The 23,968-nt window shown below is 51.5% G+C and carries 15 protein-coding genes and 1 riboswitch; of the genes, 12 read left to right on the plus strand and 3 right to left on the minus strand.

Going from position 1 to position 23,968, the window contains the following annotated elements:
• The first annotated feature begins 97 nt into the window (after positions 1 to 97).
• From AC0YOB_RS09070 to AC0YOB_RS09085, 4 genes are all read left to right on the plus strand, one after another.
• The gene (locus AC0YOB_RS09070; protein ID WP_475792561.1) at positions 98 to 1,858 is read left to right on the plus strand and encodes a glycoside hydrolase family 2 protein; all 1,761 of its coding nucleotides are present in this window, start codon (positions 98 to 100) and stop codon (positions 1,856 to 1,858) included.
• 273 nt (positions 1,859 to 2,131) lie between these two features.
• A complete protein-coding gene (locus AC0YOB_RS09075) occupies positions 2,132 to 2,818 on the plus strand; it encodes a GOLPH3/VPS74 family protein (RefSeq protein WP_475792562.1) in 687 nt (228 codons plus the stop codon).
• 120 nt (positions 2,819 to 2,938) lie between these two features.
• On the plus strand, positions 2,939 to 3,703 hold the full coding sequence (locus tag AC0YOB_RS09080; protein ID WP_475792563.1) for an ABC transporter ATP-binding protein: 765 nt from the start codon (positions 2,939 to 2,941) through the stop codon (positions 3,701 to 3,703).
• Entirely contained in the window at positions 3,687 to 4,928 is a 1,242-nt protein-coding gene (locus AC0YOB_RS09085; protein ID WP_475792564.1) for an ABC transporter permease, read from the plus strand. Before AC0YOB_RS09080 ends, AC0YOB_RS09085 begins: the two co-directional genes overlap by 17 nt.
• Before the next feature lie 66 nt (positions 4,929 to 4,994).
• On the opposite strand, the gene AC0YOB_RS09090 is transcribed toward AC0YOB_RS09085, so the two are convergent.
• Entirely contained in the window at positions 4,995 to 6,299 is a 1,305-nt protein-coding gene (locus tag AC0YOB_RS09090) for an aminotransferase class I/II-fold pyridoxal phosphate-dependent enzyme (RefSeq protein WP_475792565.1), read from the minus strand.
• 208 nt (positions 6,300 to 6,507) lie between these two features.
• Between AC0YOB_RS09090 and AC0YOB_RS09095 the strand changes: the two genes are divergently transcribed.
• Positions 6,508 to 7,293, plus strand: a complete 786-nt coding sequence (locus AC0YOB_RS09095) for a helix-turn-helix domain-containing protein (protein WP_475792566.1) — start codon at positions 6,508 to 6,510, stop codon at positions 7,291 to 7,293.
• 110 nt (positions 7,294 to 7,403) lie between these two features.
• Here the strand turns inward: AC0YOB_RS09095 and AC0YOB_RS09100 are convergent, their stop codons facing one another.
• Positions 7,404 to 8,033 (minus strand): pyridoxamine 5'-phosphate oxidase family protein, encoded by a 630-nt coding sequence (locus AC0YOB_RS09100; RefSeq protein ID WP_475792567.1) that lies wholly within the window; start codon positions 8,031 to 8,033, stop codon positions 7,404 to 7,406.
• Positions 8,034 to 8,192: 159 nt separating this feature from the next.
• Between AC0YOB_RS09100 and pdxR the strand changes: the two genes are divergently transcribed.
• A complete protein-coding gene (gene pdxR / locus AC0YOB_RS09105) occupies positions 8,193 to 9,767 on the plus strand; it encodes a MocR-like pyridoxine biosynthesis transcription factor PdxR (protein ID WP_475792568.1) in 1,575 nt (524 codons plus the stop codon).
• Positions 9,768 to 9,961: 194 nt separating this feature from the next.
• On the opposite strand, the gene asd is transcribed toward pdxR, so the two are convergent.
• Entirely contained in the window at positions 9,962 to 10,750 is a 789-nt protein-coding gene (asd, locus tag AC0YOB_RS09110; protein ID WP_475792569.1) for an archaetidylserine decarboxylase, read from the minus strand.
• Positions 10,751 to 10,953: 203 nt separating this feature from the next.
• On the opposite strand from asd, the gene AC0YOB_RS09115 reads away from it, so the two are divergent.
• From AC0YOB_RS09115 to AC0YOB_RS09140, 6 genes are all read left to right on the plus strand, one after another.
• On the plus strand, positions 10,954 to 11,238 hold the full coding sequence (locus tag AC0YOB_RS09115) for a hypothetical protein (RefSeq protein WP_475792570.1): 285 nt from the start codon (positions 10,954 to 10,956) through the stop codon (positions 11,236 to 11,238).
• Positions 11,239 to 11,361: 123 nt separating this feature from the next.
• Positions 11,362 to 12,519, plus strand: coding sequence for a glycosyltransferase family 4 protein (locus AC0YOB_RS09120; protein WP_475792571.1), 1,158 nt, complete (start codon positions 11,362 to 11,364; stop codon positions 12,517 to 12,519).
• A gap of 281 nt (positions 12,520 to 12,800) precedes the next feature.
• On the plus strand, positions 12,801 to 13,742 hold the full coding sequence (locus AC0YOB_RS09125; protein WP_475792572.1) for a copper amine oxidase N-terminal domain-containing protein: 942 nt from the start codon (positions 12,801 to 12,803) through the stop codon (positions 13,740 to 13,742).
• A 1,287-nt stretch (positions 13,743 to 15,029) separates the two neighbouring features.
• Complete coding sequence (locus AC0YOB_RS09130) at positions 15,030 to 20,369, plus strand: hypothetical protein (protein WP_475792573.1); 5,340 nt, start codon at positions 15,030 to 15,032, stop codon at positions 20,367 to 20,369.
• Positions 20,370 to 20,417: 48 nt separating this feature from the next.
• Positions 20,418 to 20,525: riboswitch (TPP riboswitch) on the plus strand.
• Positions 20,526 to 20,951: 426 nt separating this feature from the next.
• A complete protein-coding gene (gene thiC / locus AC0YOB_RS09135; protein ID WP_475792574.1) occupies positions 20,952 to 22,679 on the plus strand; it encodes a phosphomethylpyrimidine synthase ThiC in 1,728 nt (575 codons plus the stop codon).
• A 469-nt stretch (positions 22,680 to 23,148) separates the two neighbouring features.
• On the plus strand, positions 23,149 to 23,946 hold the full coding sequence (locus AC0YOB_RS09140) for a VOC family protein (RefSeq protein ID WP_475792575.1): 798 nt from the start codon (positions 23,149 to 23,151) through the stop codon (positions 23,944 to 23,946).
• The last annotated feature ends 22 nt before the right edge of the window (positions 23,947 to 23,968 follow it).

Below are 23,968 nucleotides of genomic sequence, written 5' to 3' on the forward strand. Positions count from 1 at the left end.
TTATTTTCAATTATTTTTTCATAACACTCTTAATATATTAAATGTTTGAAGTTCATAGATAATATGCTATACTCAAAAAAAAGCTACAGGAGGTCAAATGATGCTGCAATTTGAAGTGGACAAAGAATACCCGAGGCCGCAGTTTTATCGTCAATCCTGGATGAGTCTGAACGGAGTTTGGGAGTTCCGTTTCGACGATGAATCCGAAGGGGAGCGTGCGGGCTGGCATAAGGATGTTCCGGGTGACCGCCGAATTATTGTTCCTTTTACGTATGAGACGAAGGCAAGCGGAATCGGCGAGGAGAAGTTTCATCCTGTCGTATGGTATGAACGCGATCTGGAGATTCCGGGGGAGTGGGCCGGGAAGCGGATCAGGCTGAACTTTCAGGCTTCCGACTATCTGACGAAGGTGTGGGTCAATGGGACGGCAGTTGGCCGGCATGAAGGCGGTTACACGGCTTTTTCCTTCGATATTACAGAAGCATTGAGAGAAGAAGGCGCCAATAAGCTGACCGTCCGCGTCGAGGACAGCAACAGCTGCAATAATCCCCGCGGCAAGCAGCGGTGGGTACCGGAGAATTTTGGCTGCTGGTATGTGCAGACGACCGGAATTTGGCAGAGTGTCTGGCTGGAGGCCGTGGAGCCGCAGTATATCGATTCGGTGAAGATGACGCCGGATGCCGACAAAGGGACAATAAAATTTGAGTATGATGTGCGCGGCAGCGAGACGGCGGATAGCCTGAGCCTGAAAACAAGGGTCACCTTCAAGGGTGCCTTCATCCGCGAGCTGCAGCAGACAGTCGACCGTGCCCAGACGAGCGTGGAGATGGATCTGCTGAGCGAAAATGTCGGGGAATGGAAATCGGCGCATCTGTGGTCGCCCGAGCGTCCCAATCTGTATGAGGTCGAATTCACCCTGCTCCGAAACGGCGCACCGGTGGATCATGTGCAGTCATACTTCGGCGTCCGCAAAATATCGATTCAGAATGCCCAGGTGCTGCTCAACGGAACGCCGCTCTATCAGCGTCTGCTTCTGGACCAGGGCTATTGGAAGGATTCGCATCTGACGGCGCCTTCAGCCGACGCGCTGATCGAGGATATCGACAAAGCGATGGCCTTCGGCTACAATGGCGTGCGCAAGCACCAGAAGGTGGAGGATGCAAGGTTCCATTACTGGTGTGACCGGAAAGGTCTGCTCGTCTGGTCGGAAATGCCGGCTGCTTACGAGTTCAACGACGACGCTGTGCAGCGTTTTACCCGGGAATGGATGGACGCGGTGCGCCAGAATTATAATCATCCAAGCATCGTCACATGGGTGCCGTTCAACGAATCATGGGGCGTCGGCAGCATTGCCAGCGACTACAAACAACAGCAGTTCACCGTGGCGATTTATCATCTGACCAAAGCATTCGACGCCATGCGCCCGGTTATCGTCAATGACGGATGGGAGCATACGGTGTCGGACATTATTACCCTTCACGATTATGAGGAGCGGGGGGAAGCATTCGCGGCCTGGTACGCGGACAAGGATGCGATTTTTGACAAAGCGTTCAACAGAAGCAAATTCGCCATGGCCGGGGACTATGCCTACAAAGGCCAGCCCATCCTGATCAGCGAATATGGCGGGATTGCCTTCAATTCGGAGGAAGGCTGGGGCTACGGCAACCAGGTGAAGACGGAGGAGCAGTTTATCGAGCGCTTCCGCAGCATTACAACGGCGATCAAGCAGCTGCCTTATGCATGCGGCTTCTGCTATACCCAGATCACCGACGTTCAGCAGGAGGTTAACGGCTTGATGAATATCGATCGGGAGCCAAAAATTGATCCGCAAATTATAAAAGCCATCAATCTTGCCTAAGAAATAACCGGATGCTTCTTGGCCAGTCCGCCGTCATAAACTTATGACGGCGGACTGGCTTTTTGAACGATCAGAATCTATAAAAATTCTTATCCTTTTTCAGATATTTTTATGAGCTGAAACTGACTTTACCGCCAAAGGGACAGTGTCAGCCTTTTTCTCTTAACTGGCAGTGTCATGGGCATTCGCCTTAATTGCAGGTGGGGCGTTTCTTCTGCGGAGGGGTAAGTGTAAGAAAAGATACAGATGCAAAAGCTGGAAGGAGGATTTGTTATGGGTGGAGAATTGACACTGGCGCAAGAGTTCGTCTTAATGGCTGTCCAGGTTCAGCCGAACAACAGAAGCCGTCTGTACCGTTCCTACTTGCAGATCTATTCCATTGGCGGAGCAATTATTGAAATGCTGCTGGACGGCCACATTACCTGGAATAAAAGGGAACAGCTGATTGAGGAAACGCCGTGTGCCTGCCAGTGCAGCGGTAAATCGCAGATTCTGGAGCTGATCCGGAGTACCCGGAAGCTCAAGACGATGAGAGCCTGGATGAGCTATTTTGCTTACCGGACCAAAATCCGCGAGAATACGTTCGAGAAGCTTGTAGAGCCTTTATTGATAGACGGGCAGCTCCGTGAGGAGAAGATCAAAGTGATGCTGATCTTTACTTCCAGACGTTATATCGTAAGCTCTCCCGGCAAAGATGCGATTATCCGCCGGCTCAGATCGGAGCTGCTGGAGAATGGAGAGGTCGATGAGCAGACCGCAGCCCTTGCCATGCTTCTGGATGTCAGCAAGCAGCTGAGGAGATTTTTCTCCGAATACGAGCAAATGGAGCTGAGCAGGAAGCTTGAGAACCTGCATAACGAGCAGAGCGGCAACTGGAGAGCCATTGAGCAGATAAAAAAAGCGATCCGGGACATGGAGGCAACCTCCGCGGCTATTATTACAACCACTTCTTCCGCTTGATGAAGACAGAGGGCTCTTGAATGGTTATCGTGAATGATAATAATGGCATCCGGGCGGATCCCCTGGCGGATTTCGCTTGGATGTTATTTTTCGGTATAATAGCTATTGAGGTGAGTAGTGATGGAACCGGTGTTGCATGTACAACATTTAACAGGCGGATATAGTCCGCGAAAGCCTGTGCTGCATGATCTTTCCTTTGAGGTGCGCCCCGGGGAAATGATTGGCCTGATCGGGCTCAATGGTGCTGGTAAAAGCACAGCTATCAAGCATATTCTGGGGCTGATGCAGCCGCATAAGGGCGAGGTCCGCATTCAGGGCCATACGCTTGCGGAGCAGCCGGAGCATTACCGCAGCGCGCTTGCTTTTGTCCCGGAGACGCCGCTGCTGTTTGACGAATTGACGGTGGAGGAGCATTTGCGTCTGACCGGAATGGCTTACGGGATGGAGGAATCCATCTTTAAGGAACGTACGGAAAGTCTGCTGGATGATTTCTACATGACGGGCAAAAGGCGCGCATTCGCCGCGCATTTGTCCAAGGGAATGCGCCAGAAGGTCATGATTATGAACGCCTTGCTGGCCCGTCCGCCGCTCTATATCATCGATGAGCCCTTTCTGGGGCTGGATCCGCTCGGCATCCGTTCCCTGCTGGATCAGCTGGTCGAGGTCACCCGGCAGGGATCTTCGGTATTTATGAGCTCGCATATTTTGTCTACGGTCGAGAGCTACTGCCATCGGTTTATCGTCCTCCATCAAGGGAGAATTATTGCCCAGGGGACGCTTGCGGACGTTTGTGCGGCGGCAGGTCTGGCGAGGGGCGGCGAATCGCTGGAGGAAGCTTTCTACCGGCTTGTCGCGGATGGGGGATCCCATGGACCGGTCAGTTGAGACATTGTGGAGCACGCGTGCGCGCGCTTTTTGGAAAGAGTCGATGCCATACATAAGCTCTATGGTCCAGAGCGGCGTGCCGCTGGTGACCTCGTTTCTGCTCATTGCCGGCTTTGCCGGCTACACCACGCTGATTCACCAGGTGAGCCTATCTTTCCCTTTTGCATGGGTCGGCGTGATTGCGCTGACGCCTGTTGTGTGCTGGAATCCTTTGCGGACGTGGCTGCGGGAAGCCGATACAGTGTTTCTTGTGCCCCGCGAAGCGCAGATGGGCCGCTATCTCAGGCGATCTTTCCTGTATAACGGAATTACAGGGCTGATCGGGGCGGCCGTCGTTTGCCTGGTGTACAGCCTCCTTTATGTGAAAGGTCCGGGCCTGCTTGTCTGGCAGCTGCTGTTGCTTGCGGTTCTTGTCATGAAGCTGCTGAATGCGAGAGCGGCCTGGAGAGAGCGGCAGCTTGCATGGATTGGCGCAAGGCGCGGCATGCGGGTACTGCGGTGGATTGTCACGGCGGTGGGTTTGGCCGTATTACTGAAGGCTGAGCCCTGGCTGGGAGCTGTCTATATGATCGCGGCTGCTGGTGTAATGGCTTTGATCTACCGCGGATTGCGAAGCTATCCGATGCCCTGGCTTACGCTAATCGCGGATGAGAATGCCACGCGGCGGCGGTTCAATACGTTCTTCAGCGCTTTTGCGGATGTGCCGGCAGAGAATGCCCAGGTATCCGCGAGGAGGTACATGTCATGGCTTCCGGCGCGGCTGACTTTCAGCAAGAAGAACGCCTTCGCTTATTTATATGCGCATACCCTCATCCGTACCGAGCTTGGTTCCATCGTGCTGAGGCTGACTGTTTTCGGCATCTTCGCCAGTTTTCTTGCCGCTAATTCGGCGCTATGGTCGGGCTGGGGTTCTGCCGGTGTGTGTCTCCTGCTGCTGTGGCTTGCGGGCATACAGCTCAGTTCGCTCGTGCAGTCGCACCGCCATTCCGTCTGGCGCCATCTTTATCCGCTGCCGGATGAATCGCGTTTGTCGGCGCTGATCAAGGTGGACCGTACCGGATTGCTGCTGTGCGGGGCGCTGATCTGGCTGCCGCAGGCGATACTTCTGCCCATTCGCGGATATCCGATTCCAGCCGCAGCTGCGGTTCTGCTCATAATCCTGTATGTGTTTGGCTTGCGGAAGGCCCGCACGAAGCGCAGCTTTTTGGGCGAATCTGATGATTGACCGCTCTTGCTTCTATATAAAAAAAGCAGGACCGGTCTCCCGGTCCTGCTTGCAGGATAGTGCTGTTTATTTGCTGGCTACGGCAATGTCCTGTACCGCTTTATAGATGGTATCAAACAGTTCCTCCAGGTCCGGCTGCTCAATGCAGGAGAAGGCAACGCGTAAATCCGTTTCTCCAAGCGCGATTGTGCCCACGCCGTATTCGTCCAGCAGCCGGGTCCGCACTGACTCGGCGCTTATGCCGGTCAGCTTGAGGCACATAAAGTATCCGGAATTAAACGGATAGTAAGACCACACATTGCCATAGCGTCCGCTGTCGAGCAGCTCCTTCACGCGGTTGGCACGGCCTTTCATGATGGCAGCCTTCTCGGCCTTCTGCACATCGAATTCCGGCGACTGCAGCGCACGCAGCACGAAGGTTTGCGATGGATGCGGGCCGCTAGAAATCGTCGCGCGGATGATTCCCAGCGTCTTTTGTTCCAAAGCCGCAAGCAGAGCTGCCGATTGGGATGCGTACGTAATGAACCCTACGCGGAAGCCCCATACATATTCTTCCTTCGTTGCCCCGTCCACTTTAACAGCCAGCACTCGCGGGTGCAGATCGGATAATTGGCCGAACAGCGATTCGTGCATGGAGTCTTCGAAGAAGAGTCCGAAGTAGGCATCGTCCGTCACCACGACAACGTTAACGCCCGCCTCGGCGGCATCGCGGATCGCAGCGACAATTTCTGCGCCTTCCGCAGCGCCTGGCGTATAGCCGGTCGGATTGTTCGGGAAATTCAGGACAACGATCGCTTTGCCTTTGTTCTTCTGATCCAGCAGCGCTTGCCTTAGCCCCTCGCTGTTGAACCGGTCCTGTTCATTATATAGAGGATATTCCACCATAACCGCTCCGCGGCGGATACCGAAGGTCAATTCGTAGTTCTCCCAGTTTTTGTCCGGAATAATAACCGCGTCGCCGGGATCCGCGAACAGGTCAGCGACAATACTCAGGCCATGAGTAAGGGCGTTTGTCACGATTGGATTGCTGAAGGATTTGTTTGCAAGCGACGGATTCTCCACCACCATCTTGTTTCTCCATGCCGTGCGCAGCTCGGGCTTGCCTGCGGGGGGAGCATATTCATAAATGTCCTTCGGATTATACGCGGACAATGTGTCTTGGATCACCTTCAAATGCATCGGCTGTCCGCCTTCAATGGCGATGCCGATCGTTGCATTGAATTTCTTCGCCTTCGCTTTTGCTTCGGCCGACTGGCTCAAAATGCCTTCCTTTGGAAAATAAATCGCTTTGCCAAGTGAGGACAGCATTGCATAAATGTTAACATTTTCTCGCTCAATCGTCTCATTCAACTGCTGGGCAAGTGGGTTCATGGAATTCATTCATCCTTCCAAAATAGATCATTCAACCGTTCAAGGGGCAACGGAAGTCTTTTAGCTGATATTATATCACTTTTAAGCTGTGGTAGGCCATCATGAACACGATTTTTTTGCGCCGGGTTGCGAAGCGTTTTTGCGCTGGTGTATGATGACAACGGTATGCCTTATTGCTGCTGTACTTGTTCGCCTAGGAGGAGTTTGTATGCTGCATTGTAATGCCTCGTCCTTCGTGCTGCTGCCCTCATTTGCCAAGATCGTCTGCGAGCCCGGCTGGAAATGGCAGAAACGCGAGAGGCCTATTCCCAATTTTGATTTGTTCTATATATGGAGCGGCCAAGGGGAACTGGAATTGAACGGAAAAACCTATCCCATCTCCAAAGGCAGCTGTTTTCTGTTCCGCCCCGGAGATTATACGAGCGCTACGCATAACCCGCAAATGCCGCTCGTTCTGACCTATATTCATTTTGCCGTCAAGGAATCCGTCGATATCATTCCGCAGTCGTACCGGGTGCTGAATGAAACGGTTGATTTTGAGCATATGCTTTCCCGTTATGTCAGGCTCTTCCTGGTCAAGACTTACGCGGCGGAGGAAGAGGCCCAGCTTATTCTCAAGCAGCTGATGATTCATCTGCTGCGCGAGGATCGCGAGGGACCGGTTGAGCGCAAAGCCAGCAACCAATTGACGGAAGCGATTCACGAGATCGCCAATTATGTCAGGCAAAATCCCGGGATTGCCCATCGCGTTGAGGACTTGGCGCAGCGCGCGCAGCTGTCCCCGCGGTATTTCTCCATCAAGTTTAAAGAAATGATCGGCTCCTCGGTGCAATCCTATATGATCCGGACCCGAATTGAGCGGGCCCAGCATCTGCTTATGCACGCTGGAATGAATGTGACGGAGGTGGCCGACGCGCTGGGGTACCGGGATATTTTCTTTTTCAGCCGTCAGTTCAAACAATATACCGGGAAAAATCCCTCCGAAATCCGGTAAGGTCGGCGATATGCGAAACAAACAAGGCTTCATCTGCAGTTATGCTGCGGATGAAGCCTTGTTTGTTTGCTGATCAGCATTAGGGTTAAGTCCGGCAGGCCGTATATGCCCTAGTCCCCCGTATGATGAGGACAGTAGCGCCGCATCAGCTCGATCGTTTCGGCATCCATCGGCAGCCCGCGTTTCTGCAGCCCCTCCGTCAGCGCTTCGCGGTCGTTGGATTTGAGGTTTTGGCCGAATTTGAATTTCCCTACCACCTTCGAAGCATCAATACGGACCAGGGAGACGCCTTTCAGGCGGGGGATATAATCGTTATCGCGGGCATCGATTGTTTTATACCCGCCCTCAGGCTGAAGCTTGCGCATAAGAGCCTCCAGCACCTCCGCTTTCTCCTGAAGATCGTTAACGACAACGGCTTGGCCGTCAATGCGGACGGATTTGAAATAGGAGGTTGCCGGACAGGCCATGAGGGGATCCGAGAAATAAGAAGGGATGACGGCAAATTCCTTGGCAACTGCGAAGGTAACGGAGGCCTCCTTCTTCAGATTGCTCATCTTCTCGCCGGCCCGGCTGCCGTGAAAATACAGACTCCCGTTGTGGTATACGTAATTAAGCGGTGTGACGCAGGGCGAACCGTCCGGATCGACGGTACCCAGAAATCCGAAGCTCATTTCATGCAAAAAGCTGTCCAGCTCCTCCTGGTTAACCTGATCGTTCATTTCAAATTCCTGTCGACGCATGGGATACCCCTTTCGTTCTTCCCTATATGCTTAAAATCCTGTTATCGCCTATGGCGGCGCTACTCGTTTCTTCCAGACCAGCGTACTGCACTTATTGACAATTAAAAAGATCCAATTTAGAGTGATTTTAATATACCACTTGGCTGGGAGCTGAATAAGGTGGACCTGCGGATTGCGTACGACCGCTACTATAGGGAATTGGGAAAGAAAACGGAAGCCCTCTATCAGGCGCTTCGGGAAGCCATTATTGCCGGATCGCTGGCCGAGGGCTTGCGGCTGCCATCGAGCCGCAAGCTTGCGGAGCTGTATGGGTTGTCGCGGGGGGCAGTCAATCTGGCTTACGATACGCTGCTTGCCGAGGGATATGTGAGGACAGAAGCCGGAAGCGGCACGTTCGCTGCCTATCGTTCTTCTTCTGCGCCGGATTTGTCCGGATCAGGCCATGTGCGGGGAGAGCAGGCGGCGAATATTCCGCTTTCGGAGTGGGCGCAGCGGCTTGTGCGGGATGCAGCTGCCAGAGCCGAGAGGGAAGAGAAGCCCCGCTGGGAGAGAACCCGTCCAAATGGTCAGCAGGAGGCAAGCGGACAGGAGACTGGGGAACGAATACAGGCCGGGGATTGGGCAATGTTTCGGGGAGAGCCTGACCCTCCCATGATCGACTTTGGCATTGGTCAAGTGGACCCGGAGCTCTTTCCCGTTGCGGAATGGCGAGCTTCATTATATGCGGAGGTCCGTGAAATGACGGGGGATTGGCCCAATCCTGCCGTACCGGTAGAAGGCTATTTGCCGCTGCGCGAGGCTATTGTTCAGGAGCTGAGGAGGGAAAGAGGCATTCATGCATCCGTTTCGCAGGTATTTCTGACCAGCGGCTCCGCACAGGCGATCACCCTGCTGAGCATGCTGCTTGTTACTCCGGGAACGCCGGTAGTCCTCGAGAATCCCGGTTATTCCGGGATGGCATTGGCTGTCCGCGCAGCCAGCGGCGTCATTATTCCCGCAGCGGTCGATGACCAGGGGATCCAGCCTGACGACTGGCCGGCCAAGCTGCTGTTCGTTACGCCGACGCGGCATTTTCCAAGCGGCGCCGTCCTGTCTGCTGAGCGGAGAAAGAAGCTGCTGGACTGGGCGGTGAAACAGCAGGCCGTCATTATTGAGGATGACTACGACAGCGAGCTTCGCTGGGGCGGACGTCCCACCGAACCGCTGAAGGCGTTGGATCGGAAGGGGTGTGTGGTTTATGTCGGCACCTTCTCCAAGACGATGTTCAACGACCTGAGGATCGGTTATGTCGTGGTGCCGGAATCGCTTGCGGAACCGTTCCGTCTGGCAAAAGCGTTAATCGAGCCGCGGCCTGCCGGACTGACGGAACAGAGGGCGCTCGCGAACTTTATGAACAGCGGCAGCTATGCCAGACATCTGCGAAGGATGAAGCGCGTATGCGGGAGAAGGCTGATCCGGCTGCGCGAGCAGATGAACGGAAGGCTTGACCGCTGGTTCCGGATTGTTCCTGTCGATGCGGGGCTGCATCTGTACGCAGAGTGGCGGGGCGAAGGGCGTGACTATGAGCGCTTCAGAGAGGCCTGCGAAGACGCGGGGGTGCGTTTCACGGATGACAGCAGCCTATGGCTGAACGCGCCGCAGGGCCGGGCGGGCATGTTCGGCTTTGCCCATTTGCCGGAGGAACTGCTCGATTTGGGAGTTCGGCGAATGGAGCAGGCCGCGAGTGTGCTGTAAGGGCTTGAGCTTGGGACTTGCCGGATTGTTATGGGGTGGACGAGAAGCGTCCGGTACAGGGCAATGCGGATGAAGCATAACATGGGTGGCAGGGTAGCCGATTGAAAAAAGCGTCATGCGGGTTGGCAGCGATCATCGGAATGATTCTGTCAGGCGCAGGACGCTTTGTTAACTTCCGCTTATGCTATGGTCTGCTACTTTTCCAACAGGACGCCAAGCTTTTCGCCGACTTTTACCTTAAGGCCTGCCTGCAAATCGTCACGGGGTGTGAAGGTATCCTCTTCGGTCAGGAGAACGACGGTTGAGCCGAACTCGAAGTAAGCAAGCTCTTCCCCCTTCTCCACTTTATTGTGGAGAGGCTCTACATATTTAATGCTGCTGACATTCATGGCCCCCACTTTGACGACCGCCGTTTCAGTGTGAGCATGGCGGATATACGTGATCAGCCGTTCGTTGCGGCTCAGTACCCTGCGCATATTGCGCAGGCCGAAGTCGTTGACGGGATATACTTTTCCGGGGACATGCTCCCTTTCAACAATGGTGCCCCCCACAGGGGTATGAATCCGATGATAGTCGGTAGGGCTCAAGTAAAGCACAATATAGTAGCCGTTCTTGTAATTCTCCACCCGGGGGGAACGGTTCAGCAGCTCTTCTACCGTGTAATCCTGGCCTTTGACATTGAGAATCGTGCCAGCCTTGATCGGCCCGCATCCCGTGATCAAAGCATCGACCGGACTGACAACGGCATCCGTGTCCGCATGGACAATACGCATGCCAGGCTTTAATCTTCTGGTGAAAAATTCATTGAGCGTGCTGTATTCATCAAGCCTTTTCTCGGCTTCTTCTACGCGGATCCCATACATGCGGGCAAATCTGGGAATAAAGCGCCGGCTTGCGGGCGACTGGGCAAATCGACCGGTTAATCGCGAAATCCATTTGCGCGAGCTCAGCTCGGTCATCGATCGAAGCAGCCATTGGGTCATGCCGGAAATTCACGTCCTCTCTCACTTGCACTTACTATAAAATAGCAGAAAGGCTAAGCGTTTGCCTAGCCTTTTATGATCGTTCTTTCGGACTCTTCGGATATTAGTTTGACATATCCCCTCTTATTTATCAACAGCGGACGCTTGCGGGCAGGTTTAAGGCTTGCCATTGTTGCAAATGCTGGCTAATGAGGTGAAAGCTGATGGTGATTTTAATCCCGGTAGGTCTGGTTATTGGAGGCTGCCTGCTGTACGGTTTGAGCGAGTGGAAGCGCGGGCTGGAAAAGACGATCGATGCGATCGCATTGATAGCTTATATGGGATTCTTCTCTCTGACCGCGGCAAGCGCGGTACGGACGTATTTGGATGATACGGTATTCATGACGCAGGTACATGAGTTTCTGCAGGATCCGGTTTTTCACGCCTGCGGCGCTTATCTGGGACCCTACGGATTAAGTCTGCTTATTGAGAAGCTGCTGCGCCGATAGGCCGCTTCATCAGTCATGTCCCTAAATGGGACAATGCCGGGTTCACGGAAGGTGCGAGAAACGTATGCTGAACTATTGGAAAATCAAAGTTGAGGCTTCTTAAGAGAGGAGCTGATTGTCAGGATGAGAAGCCCCAAAATCGCATTTGTAACTCCGGGTACATTTCCGCTGCCATCACCGAACAGCAGCTCGGTTGAACGTGTTGTCGAGAAGCTTGTGCCGCTGGTCGGAACGTCAGTGCAGGCACGAATTTATGGTCGGAGCAGCCTGAACCTGCCCCGTTTGGGGAGTTTCAACGGCGTAATGTGCGAACGGTTCCCGGCGGTCAATAAAGGACATTATGCACAGCGGGTCGGACAGTCGATCAGGCGGTTCAAGCCGGATATTACCGAGGTTGAGAACCGTCCGGGATTGGTGCTGAAGCTCAAGAGGCTCCGGCCATCCGGCCGGTATTGGCTCCATCTTCATTCGTCGACCTTTATCGGGCACAAGGCGATCCGGCCATCCATGCTTTTTCGCAGCTTCCAGACGGTGGATAAGATTCTTGTGAACAGCGAATATTTGCGTGAGGTGGTGGCAGCCCGTGTGCCGGCTTATGCGCATAAGCTGAGAGTCATCTATCCGGGAGTGGATACGGAACGCTTCCAGTCCCAGTTCACCCTGAACGGTGCCTTTCACCGGAACCAGCTGCGCACCGCGCGGGGATGGAACGGACGCAGCGTGATTCTGTTCATGGGGCGGCTAATCCCAATGAAGGGTGTCCATCATCTGCTGCGGATGATGCCGGAACTCGTTCGGCAGCACCCTTCCGCACTGCTGGTCATTGTGGGCGGGGCTTTCTATGGGTCGACCAGGCAAACTTCTTATGTACGGGATCTTCATCGAATGGGCAAGCACCTGCGGGGGCATGTGCAATTTATCCCTTATGTTCCTTACTCGGAGGTTCCGGACTGGTTTCTGAGTGCGGATGTAGCTGTTGTGCCTTCCGGCAGCCGCGAGGCATTTGGTCTCGTGAATGTGGAGGCAATGTCCTGCGGCCTGCCGGTGGTGGCGACCAGGGCGGGAGGCATAAAGGAAATTATCGAGGATGGCGTCACTGGCTTTCTTGTGGAGCCGTCAGAGGTGGAGCAGCAGATGCGCGACAGACTGCTTACGCTGCTTCGCAATGACCATTTGAGAATGGCGATGGGGGTCAGGAGCAGGGATCGGGTCGAGCAGCATTTCACATGGCGCCATTCCGCGGCACGTTGGCTGGAATTGCTGAATGAGAGCGAATACTGATGAATTTTGTACTTGTCAAATGCCGGGCATATCGGTATTATAGAAAATAATAAAGTGATCGGTGTATAGTATGCACGAGCAGGAAGCACCTGCTTGCAAGCTGTTTTTAAGCTTGCAGGCGGGTGCTTTTTTATTGTCTTTTTTTGTCTCAGGGATTGGAAAAATGTCGTCGGATGATAGGGGAAGGTGGTAGAATGTGCTAAAGATTGGATTATGTTGGATTGAAGAGAGACTGATAATCCAATGAAAATCATAGGATGATACAAGAGGGAGAGATGTATATGAAAAAGTTTGTAATTGCGTTGACTTGTCTTGCAGTGGTATTTTCCGGAATCAGTTTTTCTTCTTCGAAGGCTTTCGCTGCCTCCAAAAGCGCTGAAATCAGTTTCAAAAAGGACATGCCCATAAAAGTGCTTTATAATGCGCGGCAGATTCCGCTGGACGGAGTAAAGGCTGAAATAAAAAACAATACGGTATTTATCCCGTTGAGGGCTGTTTCTGATGGACTTGGTGCAAATGTGAATGCTGTCAAAAAAAAAATTACGATTTCCAAGGGTACTGTTACGATCACTCTCACAATAGGATCGGCAACGGCTGCGGTTGGTGGAAAAAAAGTGAGTTTTGGAACTGCGTCTTATATATCCAACAACCGTACGATGGTGCCAGTCCGCTTTATAAGTGAAACATTTAAAGAGACAGTTCAGTGGGACAGCCTGTCTCAATTTGTGTGGATCGGGAGTATGGATATACCCAAAATTGAAGATATTACTGAATTGGAGAATTCTGATAATTATAAAGAGTACTTTGGGGGGTATGAAGATAGATTAGTAGGTTATGACGGTAAGCGGCGAGATATCCGGGTGCTGGAGGAATCTGACTTACCCGTAATTATCGACGAAGTAGCCTATTATAGAATGGATTTGACTGAAAACCAGAAAAATGAGAAATATGTTGTGTGGCAATCTAGCTTTAGCGCTAATATAGGAGGGTCATTTTACATGCTGTCTGATAAGGAAGCTGTAAGGAGGAGATATGAGCAGTCTGTGTTTAGGGAGAGACTCGATAAAACTCATAAAAATTTATATATGCCAATTGTACAATCGTCTTATGATCAAAGGGCTGGTCATAAATACCCTGAATCCTATTCTATTAAAACGCCAGTTTATATAGGTATTGCGAATGATGATTATTTAGCTGTCATAAAAAATCCATGGAGACAATAAATGACATTCTTTAGACGATTAACCTTTACAGTATTGATTTTATCTATTTTGTTGGGGCTTATCCCGATTATTCCGTCAAACACATCCGAAGCTGCTCTACCGACACCGACCAATTCCATTCAACCGGTCTATGATACAACTACACATAAATGGTACGGTGTAGCTTTCTTTTCTTATGATATTTGGTCTGAGAACGATGGAACTTTTCCTGAAGGCAAAGGGTTAAATGATTATGTGGATATAGGTTGGAATTATTCGTTCACTTTTGCCGGGAGGTCTATCAGAGATGTTGATGTCTATAAGTTCGATATAGTAAATTCAAAACACAAATTTTATTTTGACCAAACGAGACCTGGAGATTCTTATGATAGATACTCAGACAGGATAAGTAAGGATATAACTAGTGCAAAATCAACGGCTAAAAAAGGTAACGGAACAAGTACAATAGATTTCAGAGTAGAAATAAACGCCCAACTAGATTCCGAAATTTTAATGGATCTACGTGCAGAGGACCCTACAAGTTGTTCCGGTTGCGGACCAAAAGTACAAGGATACAGGTTTTACTTCCCTGTACTCCTAGAATTCGAACTAGATGGCCAATTGGTAGTCAATCATTACAAAACAGATGGAACAAATCTGAATACAATATTTCCCCAAAAGTTTTATGACATGGTTGCAGGGCAAACCTACCCTAAAGTAGACCCTGAAACGAATGCGTCTTACAAGTACGTGGGATACAAAAAAAGTACGACGGGGGATGCGCCAACGGGGAGTATAATAAACGGGAAATTACCGCCGTTTACGTATGATGCCTTGTTTGATACCTACACTTTGAATTTATATTATGATGCAGTTACTGTTCCCACAGATGGGAAAGCCATCATTAAACACTTCGATGAGAACGGAAATAGTTTGGATTCCGTCTTTAACGACCGGGAGCAACCTTTAGAAAAAACAAAGCCATATAGCTTTACGCATACGGATAAACCTGGATATACCTATAAAGGGTACAAGATAACGACAAGTGGGACACCACCCTCATCGGGATTACCTACGATAGGAGAATATAATTTAGGTACATATGACGGAAGTTTTGGAACCTTATTTCTTTATTATTACTATAAGGTTGATTCTGTAGCTGGGGAAGTAAAAGTAAGGCATATGGTGAAAACAAGCTCTTCGGGGCCATACAGCCTAGCAGGAGAAACAACCGTACCAATAGCGACGCTACCAAACAATTCCTCTCATAACCCGGTTAGCAGCTATGGAACGATAGTCGGCAGCAACGTGTCTTACGTAAGTTATTCCAATACGGTAACCCCAAAAACGGGATCAGCTCAAGTAAGCTTAACGTCTACCCAAACCAGAGCGTATGTCTCATTTTTTTATCAAAAAAATCAATCGATAACCGGCGATTTCGACGTCATCCCTACGACGATATCCTACCGGGACAGCTTTACGCTGCATCCCAGGGATTTCGAGCTGCATGGCTGCACATACATATCGCATTCTTTCAAAATCGAACGGGGCATAACGTGGATAGGGCCTGATGTGTATGGGCAAACCACGGACTCCGTCTATACGTATAGCACCTATCCTTCGATTATTGGGGTAGGCACACATAATGTCTCTATGAAAATTAAAACAAGCTGCGGCGAGCAATGGGTGGGACCCAAAACATTGACGGTAACAGGACCATCCCTCAACAATCCGCCAGAATTCACGATTGCTTTTGTAGATCCGGCACGGCCTACCGTTCCCGTACATGAAGCAATCGAAGGTGCGGTTCTAAACCTTGTGGTTATTCAGGATCCATCTGTTCCTACACCAACCGACCCGGATGGGGATAACCTGTACTTTGATGAGTTTTTTTTCGCGTCCAGCGATTCGCAATGGATCCAATCATTGCCGGGAAAGTACACACCCGTCCCGTGGGGCATGTACAGCATCAAAATGGATACGAGCGGCGTTCATAATATCAGCGCTCAGATCCACGATGTGTGGGGATTGTCGGCCCAGGCATCCACCTATATTCAAGTCAGACCGGTAAATCCGATACCTGTAGCCAGATGTCCGGCAACCGTCATCGAGAATCACGCGGTTCCGGCTTCTGCCTTCGATGCCAGCGGCAGCTATAGTCCCGTATCGGGAAGATCGATCAATCATGGCCGGGATGAGTGGACCAACAAGCTCACTTCCTACACGAACGGAACGGACCATGATATTACCGTTCAAGTGTCCTTGCATGTGTACGATACCAAAGGGCTCAAATCTTTAAACCAGTCCACCTGTACGATTATAGTTAAACCCGATCTGCCCCCGGTGGCTAAGCTCGATGTGCCGCCGCTTGGGATACGGAACGAGCCTACAGTCATTCTTAATAAGTCGTACAGTCCCGATGGCGATGAAATTGTCAAAGCAGAGTATCAGTACAAATACGATGCGAGAAACAACGGCTTTGCTGACGATAGCTGGCAGACGGTTACCGGACGCCTGGACAAGCTCACGATCAATCCGGACAAGGTGGGCAAGTATCTCTTTTACGTTAAGGTGACCGAGGAATTTGGCCGGTGGGGAGATACTCTGGGGACTGCACAGACATTACTGACGCTGGATATTGTGAATAATGCGCCGGAGGTTTCGTTTGAGGTTGAAGGGAAGAATCCTCAGCCGGATTTGAATCCTTCCACTACCATTCGCCCGGAAGTGATGATCAACTGGCCGGTCTATATCACCAACGATACAAAGGAGGTATACAACAAGAATTACTTATGGCAAGCGGTCGGCGGCAGCCTTGTAAGTGGAGAAGGCCGAAACTTTGGCGGCTCACGGACCTACACATACTCGGAGACGAGCAACTTCGACACCTTCCTGAAGACCTTTGATATGAACAATAATGGATTCGGGAATAATCGTCTTTCACCCTGGCGAGCTGCAACCCGTTTTAATACCGGTATGACGGACCTTCTCATTAACAAAAACGGGACGCATGTACAGTTCGATCATGGGACATCCCAAATCAGGTCAAACAAAAAACTTCTTTATTTTGATGAAAAGCAATACTTGAATGGAAAAGTCATCACGACTCTCTATGCGTTGGACCCTAAGAAAGTTTCTCCGCAAGAATCGTATATGGACAGCAGCAATTTTAATTTGCTCTACCGTTACACCAATGGTTCCCCTTACGTTTTTACGAAGACCTTGCCGGGAACCTACTTATTAGACAAATGGGAATTGGCTGATCAGTATATTTATATCCAGAATAACGATACATTTACCGTGCTGAATGCAAGAACAGGTGCAGAAGTGGCAACGAAAAATGCAGCTGATATGGGACTGAGTAATACGGTCAACGGAGTCAGCAACTGGACCATAAGCCATGCCAACGGAAACAAAATTATGGTCCGCCGGGACAATAATAGTAATCAAAATACAACGTGGACCACCCAATGGAGAGAAGTTGGCCCGGATCTGTCGGTTGCTGAAAAACCTGACTGGCTGATACCGGCTTCGCGTTCTTCCATTCAGGAGCTAAACTTGGTTTACAAAGTATTATTGCCGATCTATACCGATCCTGCAGGAGCCTTATATACGTATCAAGGCTATGCCTCAACAGGCCCCAGCAATACTTATTTCCGCGACATGAGCGTCACAAAGTACAATCCGGATATGAGCTTAGCCTGGAGACAATACTTGACGGCTGCAGGAGAGCCCGGCTATACCGGCCAAGATATCAATGGAGGCGGCAGCAGTATCACGCGCTATAGCGGATTTGCCATGAACCCCTTCAATAATGAAATAACCGCGAGCAATTACGAATATCCCAATACGTACTTCACCGTCTTGAATGCAAGTGACGGCACACCAAAGAGTCGAATGGCTCAGAACGGCATGACAATACCAACCTATCGATTTGGAACGGATGGCGATACCCCCTACACCATGGATTGGAACGGGAACTATATAGCAGGTGCCAATAAATCCATGACTGCAGACGGGTATACAACCGATTTTGAGATCGATAAAGGGATGGGTGATTGCGGAACGAAGCCAGTCAACATTTACGATCAAAACGGCGCACTGATTGTCCAAAACGGTTCAGGGTGCAACTGGGGTAATGGCGGTCAGATCATGGGGGAATATTTTGGAGATGGAGCGTTCTTCTATGTTCAATATGAATCCGCCAGGGATCAACCTTCATTAGGCGTTGCGATAGGCACGCCCACCACCACGCCGCTTGTTAAAAAGACGTTTACGAACGGTCAATATGTATCTGACCTTTCACTCAACGATGTGGAGATGAAGTTCAGCTTCCGAATGGAGGACATAGACTACGACCGGGAGATGGCCGGCTTCTCCTTCCGGATGCAGGATACACGAAACCGGTACGCGGTGGAAACCGATGGCCATGTGTTCAATCTGGTGAAATACGTGAACGGCGCACCGACAATGCTGAAAGCAGGCTCGTATCCGTTTGAATCAAACAAAAGCTATGCCCTGAGGATCAAGACGGTCGGCAGTCAGATCGATGTGTTCCTCAATAATATCCCGATTCTGACCGTGGCGGATGGCAGCTATGCAGAAGGGCGTTTTGGCTATTTCAGCGACAAAGCCTATGTCGTGTTCAGCGCCTTCACGTACAAAGCGATCCAGAATAAAATTGAATGGTCGGACAGCTACGCGATATGGGATGCAGGCACAGCCACGGCGGAGGCCGCTTACCATAACATTCAGTTTCTGGATCCGGAGGGCGATCCCAAGGCGGGCTCCTACCAGTGGAGCATTCAGCATACGCCGCGTTTCATCAACAATCAGGGCGTGTCGGCCATGAACGGTCAAACCTTCAGCTCCGAGCGGCTGACCTTCGATAAGGTAGGGGATTACATCGTTACGCTGCGGGCGAAGGACGATCCGCACCCGAGCTATCTCTATTCGGATATGACCTTTGACGAATACCGTAAAAACTCGAATCCGTTTGCGAAAAGAGTGACCGTTCACCGCAGGCCGGTCTCTCAGTTTATGGCCGTTCCTGCAGCTGACGGCAAACTGATCTGGACCGACAGCAGCTATGACCCGGACCGGTATGCCAGTCCTGACAATTACTCAACTGAACCGTCCACCATTGATTACCGGGCCACCCGGGGAATCCTGGAGAAGAAGTTCTACTACGCCACCCCGTCGGGGAGCATTGTCTACGAAAAGCTTGTAACTCCGCAGGAACGGGGTTTATATGAAATTGGCATGGCTGTGAAGGACGAATATGGCGCATGGTCGGATTACACCGTTGTATCCCTGGATATCTCCACCATACCGACACCCAATACGCCGCCGGTTCCCGGATTCACGACGAGCTATGTGAATACTTTCCGCAACGTTCCGGTTGTTATGAATTCTGCGGCCTATGACGCCGAGGATGGCGGACGGGAGAACCTGCCGCATGCGTACTACATTCGCAATATGACAACTGGCGATGGGGAATTATTGCAGAGCACGTCACGGACATTCTGGAGCAAGGTGTTCAACACACTCGGCACCTTCAATATCCGTCAGGTCGTGCAGGATTCGGCAGGAGCCGAGGCGCAGTACAACGGGCAGGTCACGATATACAACCAGATACCGCAAGCCCGGATCATAGTGCCTGAAAGCACGGATCAGAATAATCCGGCGAAGCTAACGGAATTCCGGCCGGCGTTTCAATGGAATTATGCGGATGCTGACGGAGATTTGCAAACCCGATACCAGCTTCAGATTTTCAAATATGGCGGAGAGCTGTATCGGGATACGGATATCAAGCCGGGCCGGGAACTCTCTTGGCGGCCAACTGTCGACCTGCCTGAGCATGTGTACATGTATGTCGTAGTCCGTGTGTATGACGGCTATGACTGGAGCAATTGGAGCGATCCGAAATACTTCTATATCGAAACGAACCGGCCGCCTGCAGCCGATTTTGACTGGACCCCCAAACCGGTGTATGAAGGGGATTCGATCCGGATTGGCCATACCATTGACGATCCCGACCTGGATACTTTACAGGTTATCTATATTGTCAAGGATCCGGAGGGAGGCTCACAAACCTTCAGCTCCTTTCTCAATAGTCCCTATGGTCACACCGGGCCAGGTTTTAGAGGAGACAAGGCAGGGATCTATAAGGTCGAGCTTACGGTCCAGGACGGCGAAGCGCCGCCGGTATTGGTGCGCAAGGACATACCGGTGCTGCCGCTTGACGTCAAGGGTCAGGTGCTTCATACGGATTTGTGGGACCAGCGCCGGAGAGAATACAATATGAATCAAAACGGCGATGCAGACAGCCCGCGCGGTTATGAGGTCTTTTGGGCAGGTGAGAAGTTTTTGCTGCATGCCCAAACGACCGATACGGTAACAACTACCCAAGCGGATACTGTTGAGGTGACGATGAACGGCTTCACGACCCATCTGGATACCGCGAACGCACGGCGGACCAGCTGGAGCGGGAGTATGTGGGATGAGAGCTTCGAGAAGCTGGAGGATGGACCGCTGACGTTTACGTTCACCTCTACTTACAACAACGGGACCATGAAGACAGACTACGTAACCGTCACGGTTGCAGGCAATGTGCAGCAGACGGTTGGCATTCATCGAAGAAATTGAACATTATAAGTTGACTCCGTGTGCGTTCACGCGATATAGTCGTACTAGGAAATCCACTAGGGGCGCCCGCATGGGCTGAGATAAAGCGCTGATCGCTTTGGTCCCTTTGAACCTGATCTGGGTTATGCCAGCGTAGGAAAGTGGGCTTGTCTGTGCGATTATGGGCTGGATCTATGCTGTTGTCTTTTCGCATAGACGGGATGCCTCACTTATTCGGATAATGAAGCATGGTCTTCATGCTCCGGATGGAAATTGCCGCATTCAAACCGCTCCCATGCCGGAGCGGTTTTTTTAACTTTATAGAATTTATAAGCTTCACTCCTATAAATTTCTATACGGTCCAAGGGAAGAAATTTGCTCAGCCGCAAAGGACGGCAGAACGGATTCTTCCTGGTTCGCTCCAGCATGATAGTGTGTCAAGGAATGCTGTCGGTGAACGGGCTGAAGCCTGCTCATACCGGGAACTAATAGGACAGGGAACTGCCTGCCCTTTGCTCGTTCCAATTTTTCCGCACCGTCTATGCCGCTGTCCTTGCGAGCCTCCTAGGGGATTATCCAAATTACCTTGGGAGGTTTTTTGATATGACGATCATGGCTGGAGCATTGCCGGGCAGTCGCAAAGTGTATGTGCAAGGAAGCCGTTCGGATGTGCGGGTGCCGATGCGGGAGATTGAACTGTCGCCAAGTATCAGTAGAAGTGGCGAGGTACAGATAAACGAACCGGTTCGGGTATATGATTCCAGCGGTCCGTACACGGATTCCGCTTATCGGGCCGATGTGCGGAACGGTCTGCCGGCGCTTCGCCGGTCATGGATTGAAGATCGGGGAGATGTGGAGCGCTATGAAGGGCGTGTGATTCAGCCGCTTGATAACGGTTTCCACTCGGAGAAAGCGGCAGGCAGCCAGGGAGCAGAACCGTACCCGGCTTTAAACCACACACCGCTAAGAGCTGTCCGCGGCCGCAATGTGACCCAATTATTTTATGCCCGCAGGGGAATCATTACGCCGGAGATGGCGTTTATTGCTGTTCGTGAAGGGGTGGAGGCAGAGCTTGTGCGAAGCGAGGTAGCGGCAGGAAGAGCTATTATACCGGCGAATATCAATCATCCCGAAAGCGAACCGATGATTATCGGGCGCCGCTTCCACGTCAAGATCAATGCCAACATCGGTAATTCAGCCGTTGCTTCGTCCATCGAGGAGGAAGTGGAGAAAATGACATGGGCTACCCGCTGGGGCGCCGATACGGTCATGGATCTCTCCACGGGCAGGAACATTCATACAACCCGCGAATGGATCGTGCGAAACTCGCCGGTTCCGGTCGGCACAGTGCCTATCTACCAGGCGTTGGAAAAGGTGAACGGAAAGGCGGAGGATTTGAGCTGGGAGGTGTACCGCGATACTCTGATCGAGCAGGCCGAGCAAGGGGTTGATTATTTTACCATTCATGCGGGTGTGCTGCTGCGGTACATCCCGCTTACGGCCAAGCGGGTAACAGGGATTGTTTCGCGGGGCGGGTCGATTATGGCGGCATGGTGCCTGGCGCATCAACGCGAGAATTTTCTGTATACGCACTTTGAAGAAATTTGCGAAATTTTGAAACAGTATGATGTTTCATTCTCTCTTGGCGACGGGCTGCGTCCGGGCTCCATTGCAGATGCCAATGACGAGGCTCAATTCGGGGAGCTGGATACTCTTGGCGAGCTGGCTCAAGCTGCATGGAAGCATGACGTGCAGGTGATGATAGAAGGCCCCGGCCATGTACCGATGCATCTGATCCAGGAGAATATGGAGCGTCAATTGAAGGTGTGCCGGGAGGCGCCGTTCTATACATTGGGTCCGCTGACGACGGATATTGCTCCCGGCTACGACCATATCACTTCGGCTATCGGGGCGGCGATGATAGGCTGGCTTGGTACGGCGATGCTCTGTTATGTCACACCGAAGGAGCATCTGGGACTTCCCAATAAAGAGGATGTGAAGGAAGGCGTGATTGCGTACAAGATCGCGGCGCATGCCGCTGATCTGGCGAAGGGGCATGCGAACGCGCAAATACGGGACCATGCGCTTTCCAAAGCGAGGTTCGATTTTCGCTGGCGCGATCAGTTTCATCTCTCGCTTGATCCGGAACGGGCGATGTCCTATCACGATGAGACGCTTCCTGCAGATGCGGCCAAATCGGCCCATTTTTGCTCGATGTGCGGTCCGAAGTTTTGCAGCATGCGAATCACACAGGACATCCGCGAGCAGGCTGTTCGGGACTTGGAAGGAGAAGATAATGCAAATCGGACAGGATTTGAAGCACAGCTTTAGTAGGCGGTGTTCCTTCTTTTTGCGATGCTGATTGACTTCGTCCAAAACGGCATGCAGACCGCCCCGCCACCCCTGTCATGCCGCCTATAGACGCGCCGGGCGGCTTCAGTTTAAGTTAAAGCGGCTGGTAAAATATTGAACGATAGCGTTATAATAATGAACAATCGCTCTTGAGAAAGGATGCTGCTGTCCATGCCCGTCACCTCGCATCTTCTTCGACTAGAAACTCCGATTGATCATCAGATCTGGGAGGAGACGTACGGCAATCCCGAGCTGTATCAATGGTTTCTGGAACATAAACGATAAGCAGGTCAGTGCCGCCGGAATCAGTTCCGGCGGTCTTTGTCTACCGGTTCCGTACATCTTTGACATGCAGACATTCACCCTATTGCAATAAAGACGGAGAAAGCCGTTTCTGGCAGGAAGGTTTATAATGAGCAGACAACCACAATAAGGATGGTGGAAAACCATGATTACACACTATGCGGGGCTTCAGCTGAACACGGTATCGATTCCAAGCGCAAGGCAGTATTATCATGAACGTCTGCTGCTGCCTATTGTGGAAGAATCCGAGAGCCGCATTGAATTCCGGATCACGGAGCACTGTACGATTGTATTTCAGGAGGCATATGAGCCTGTTGCTCCGGCGCATCTGGCGTTTGAAGTTCCGTTCTCGGAATTCGACGCTCTTGTCGCCTTCCTGAGGAGTCGGCAGGTCATGATCGAGAAATGGCCGGATGGCAGAGAAGTGGATCATTTTGGAACGGGACAAAATATTTACTTTCGCGATGGGGATGGAAATTTGCTCGAACTGATTGCCCATCCTTATATCAAGGAGGATATCGTAGCCCCCTCCGGCGCTCTTCGTGTTCTTTATATGCGCGAGGTCGGATTTCCCGTCGAACATGTGAAGGCATTCCGGGAGCGGCTGCAGGACATGTTTGATTTTAAGCTGGATAAAGTCTACGATAATTTCACTTTTGCCATCGGAGGAACGGCTCATTTCGTGCTGACCGCCAAGCAGCGGCGATGGATTCCGATCTCCATGCTTGCGCTGCCTCCCCGAATGCTAGTAACATTGGGAGTCTCGGACGAAAGTTACATCCAGGTGGTGCGCAGCCGTCTGAGGGAGGAAGAAATGGTTTCCGCCAATGATAGAGAGCTTCATATGATCATCAATGATTACCAACTGTGCCTGCGGGTTGCAACAGGCTTCGGGAAGAATCTGCCGGCGCTTCTTCATTTGCCGCTGTCTATAAAGGATTAACGAGAAACGATAGAGGGACTGT

It is taken from the genome of Paenibacillus sp. JT31N17, from assembly GCF_056269255.1.

Excerpts from the sequence above, each read along its gene's own strand:
- AC0YOB_RS09070 (WP_475792561.1), top strand. The coding sequence starts at position 98 with ATGATGCTGCAATTTGAAGTGGACAAAGAATACCCGAGGCCGCAGTTT.
- AC0YOB_RS09075 (WP_475792562.1), top strand. The coding sequence starts at position 2,132 with ATGGGTGGAGAATTGACACTGGCGCAAGAGTTCGTCTTAATGGCTGTC.
- AC0YOB_RS09080 (WP_475792563.1), top strand. The coding sequence starts at position 2,939 with ATGGAACCGGTGTTGCATGTACAACATTTAACAGGCGGATATAGTCCG.
- AC0YOB_RS09085 (WP_475792564.1), top strand. The coding sequence starts at position 3,687 with ATGGACCGGTCAGTTGAGACATTGTGGAGCACGCGTGCGCGCGCTTTT.
- AC0YOB_RS09090 (WP_475792565.1), bottom strand. The coding sequence starts at position 6,299 with ATGAACCCACTTGCCCAGCAGTTGAATGAGACGATTGAGCGAGAAAAT.
- AC0YOB_RS09095 (WP_475792566.1), top strand. The coding sequence starts at position 6,508 with ATGCTGCATTGTAATGCCTCGTCCTTCGTGCTGCTGCCCTCATTTGCC.
- AC0YOB_RS09100 (WP_475792567.1), bottom strand. The coding sequence starts at position 8,033 with ATGCGTCGACAGGAATTTGAAATGAACGATCAGGTTAACCAGGAGGAG.
- asd (WP_475792569.1), bottom strand. The coding sequence starts at position 10,750 with ATGACCCAATGGCTGCTTCGATCGATGACCGAGCTGAGCTCGCGCAAA.
- AC0YOB_RS09115 (WP_475792570.1), top strand. The coding sequence starts at position 10,954 with ATGGTGATTTTAATCCCGGTAGGTCTGGTTATTGGAGGCTGCCTGCTG.
- AC0YOB_RS09120 (WP_475792571.1), top strand. The coding sequence starts at position 11,362 with ATGAGAAGCCCCAAAATCGCATTTGTAACTCCGGGTACATTTCCGCTG.
- AC0YOB_RS09125 (WP_475792572.1), top strand. The coding sequence starts at position 12,801 with ATGAAAAAGTTTGTAATTGCGTTGACTTGTCTTGCAGTGGTATTTTCC.
- thiC (WP_475792574.1), top strand. The coding sequence starts at position 20,952 with ATGACGATCATGGCTGGAGCATTGCCGGGCAGTCGCAAAGTGTATGTG.
- AC0YOB_RS09140 (WP_475792575.1), top strand. The coding sequence starts at position 23,149 with ATGATTACACACTATGCGGGGCTTCAGCTGAACACGGTATCGATTCCA.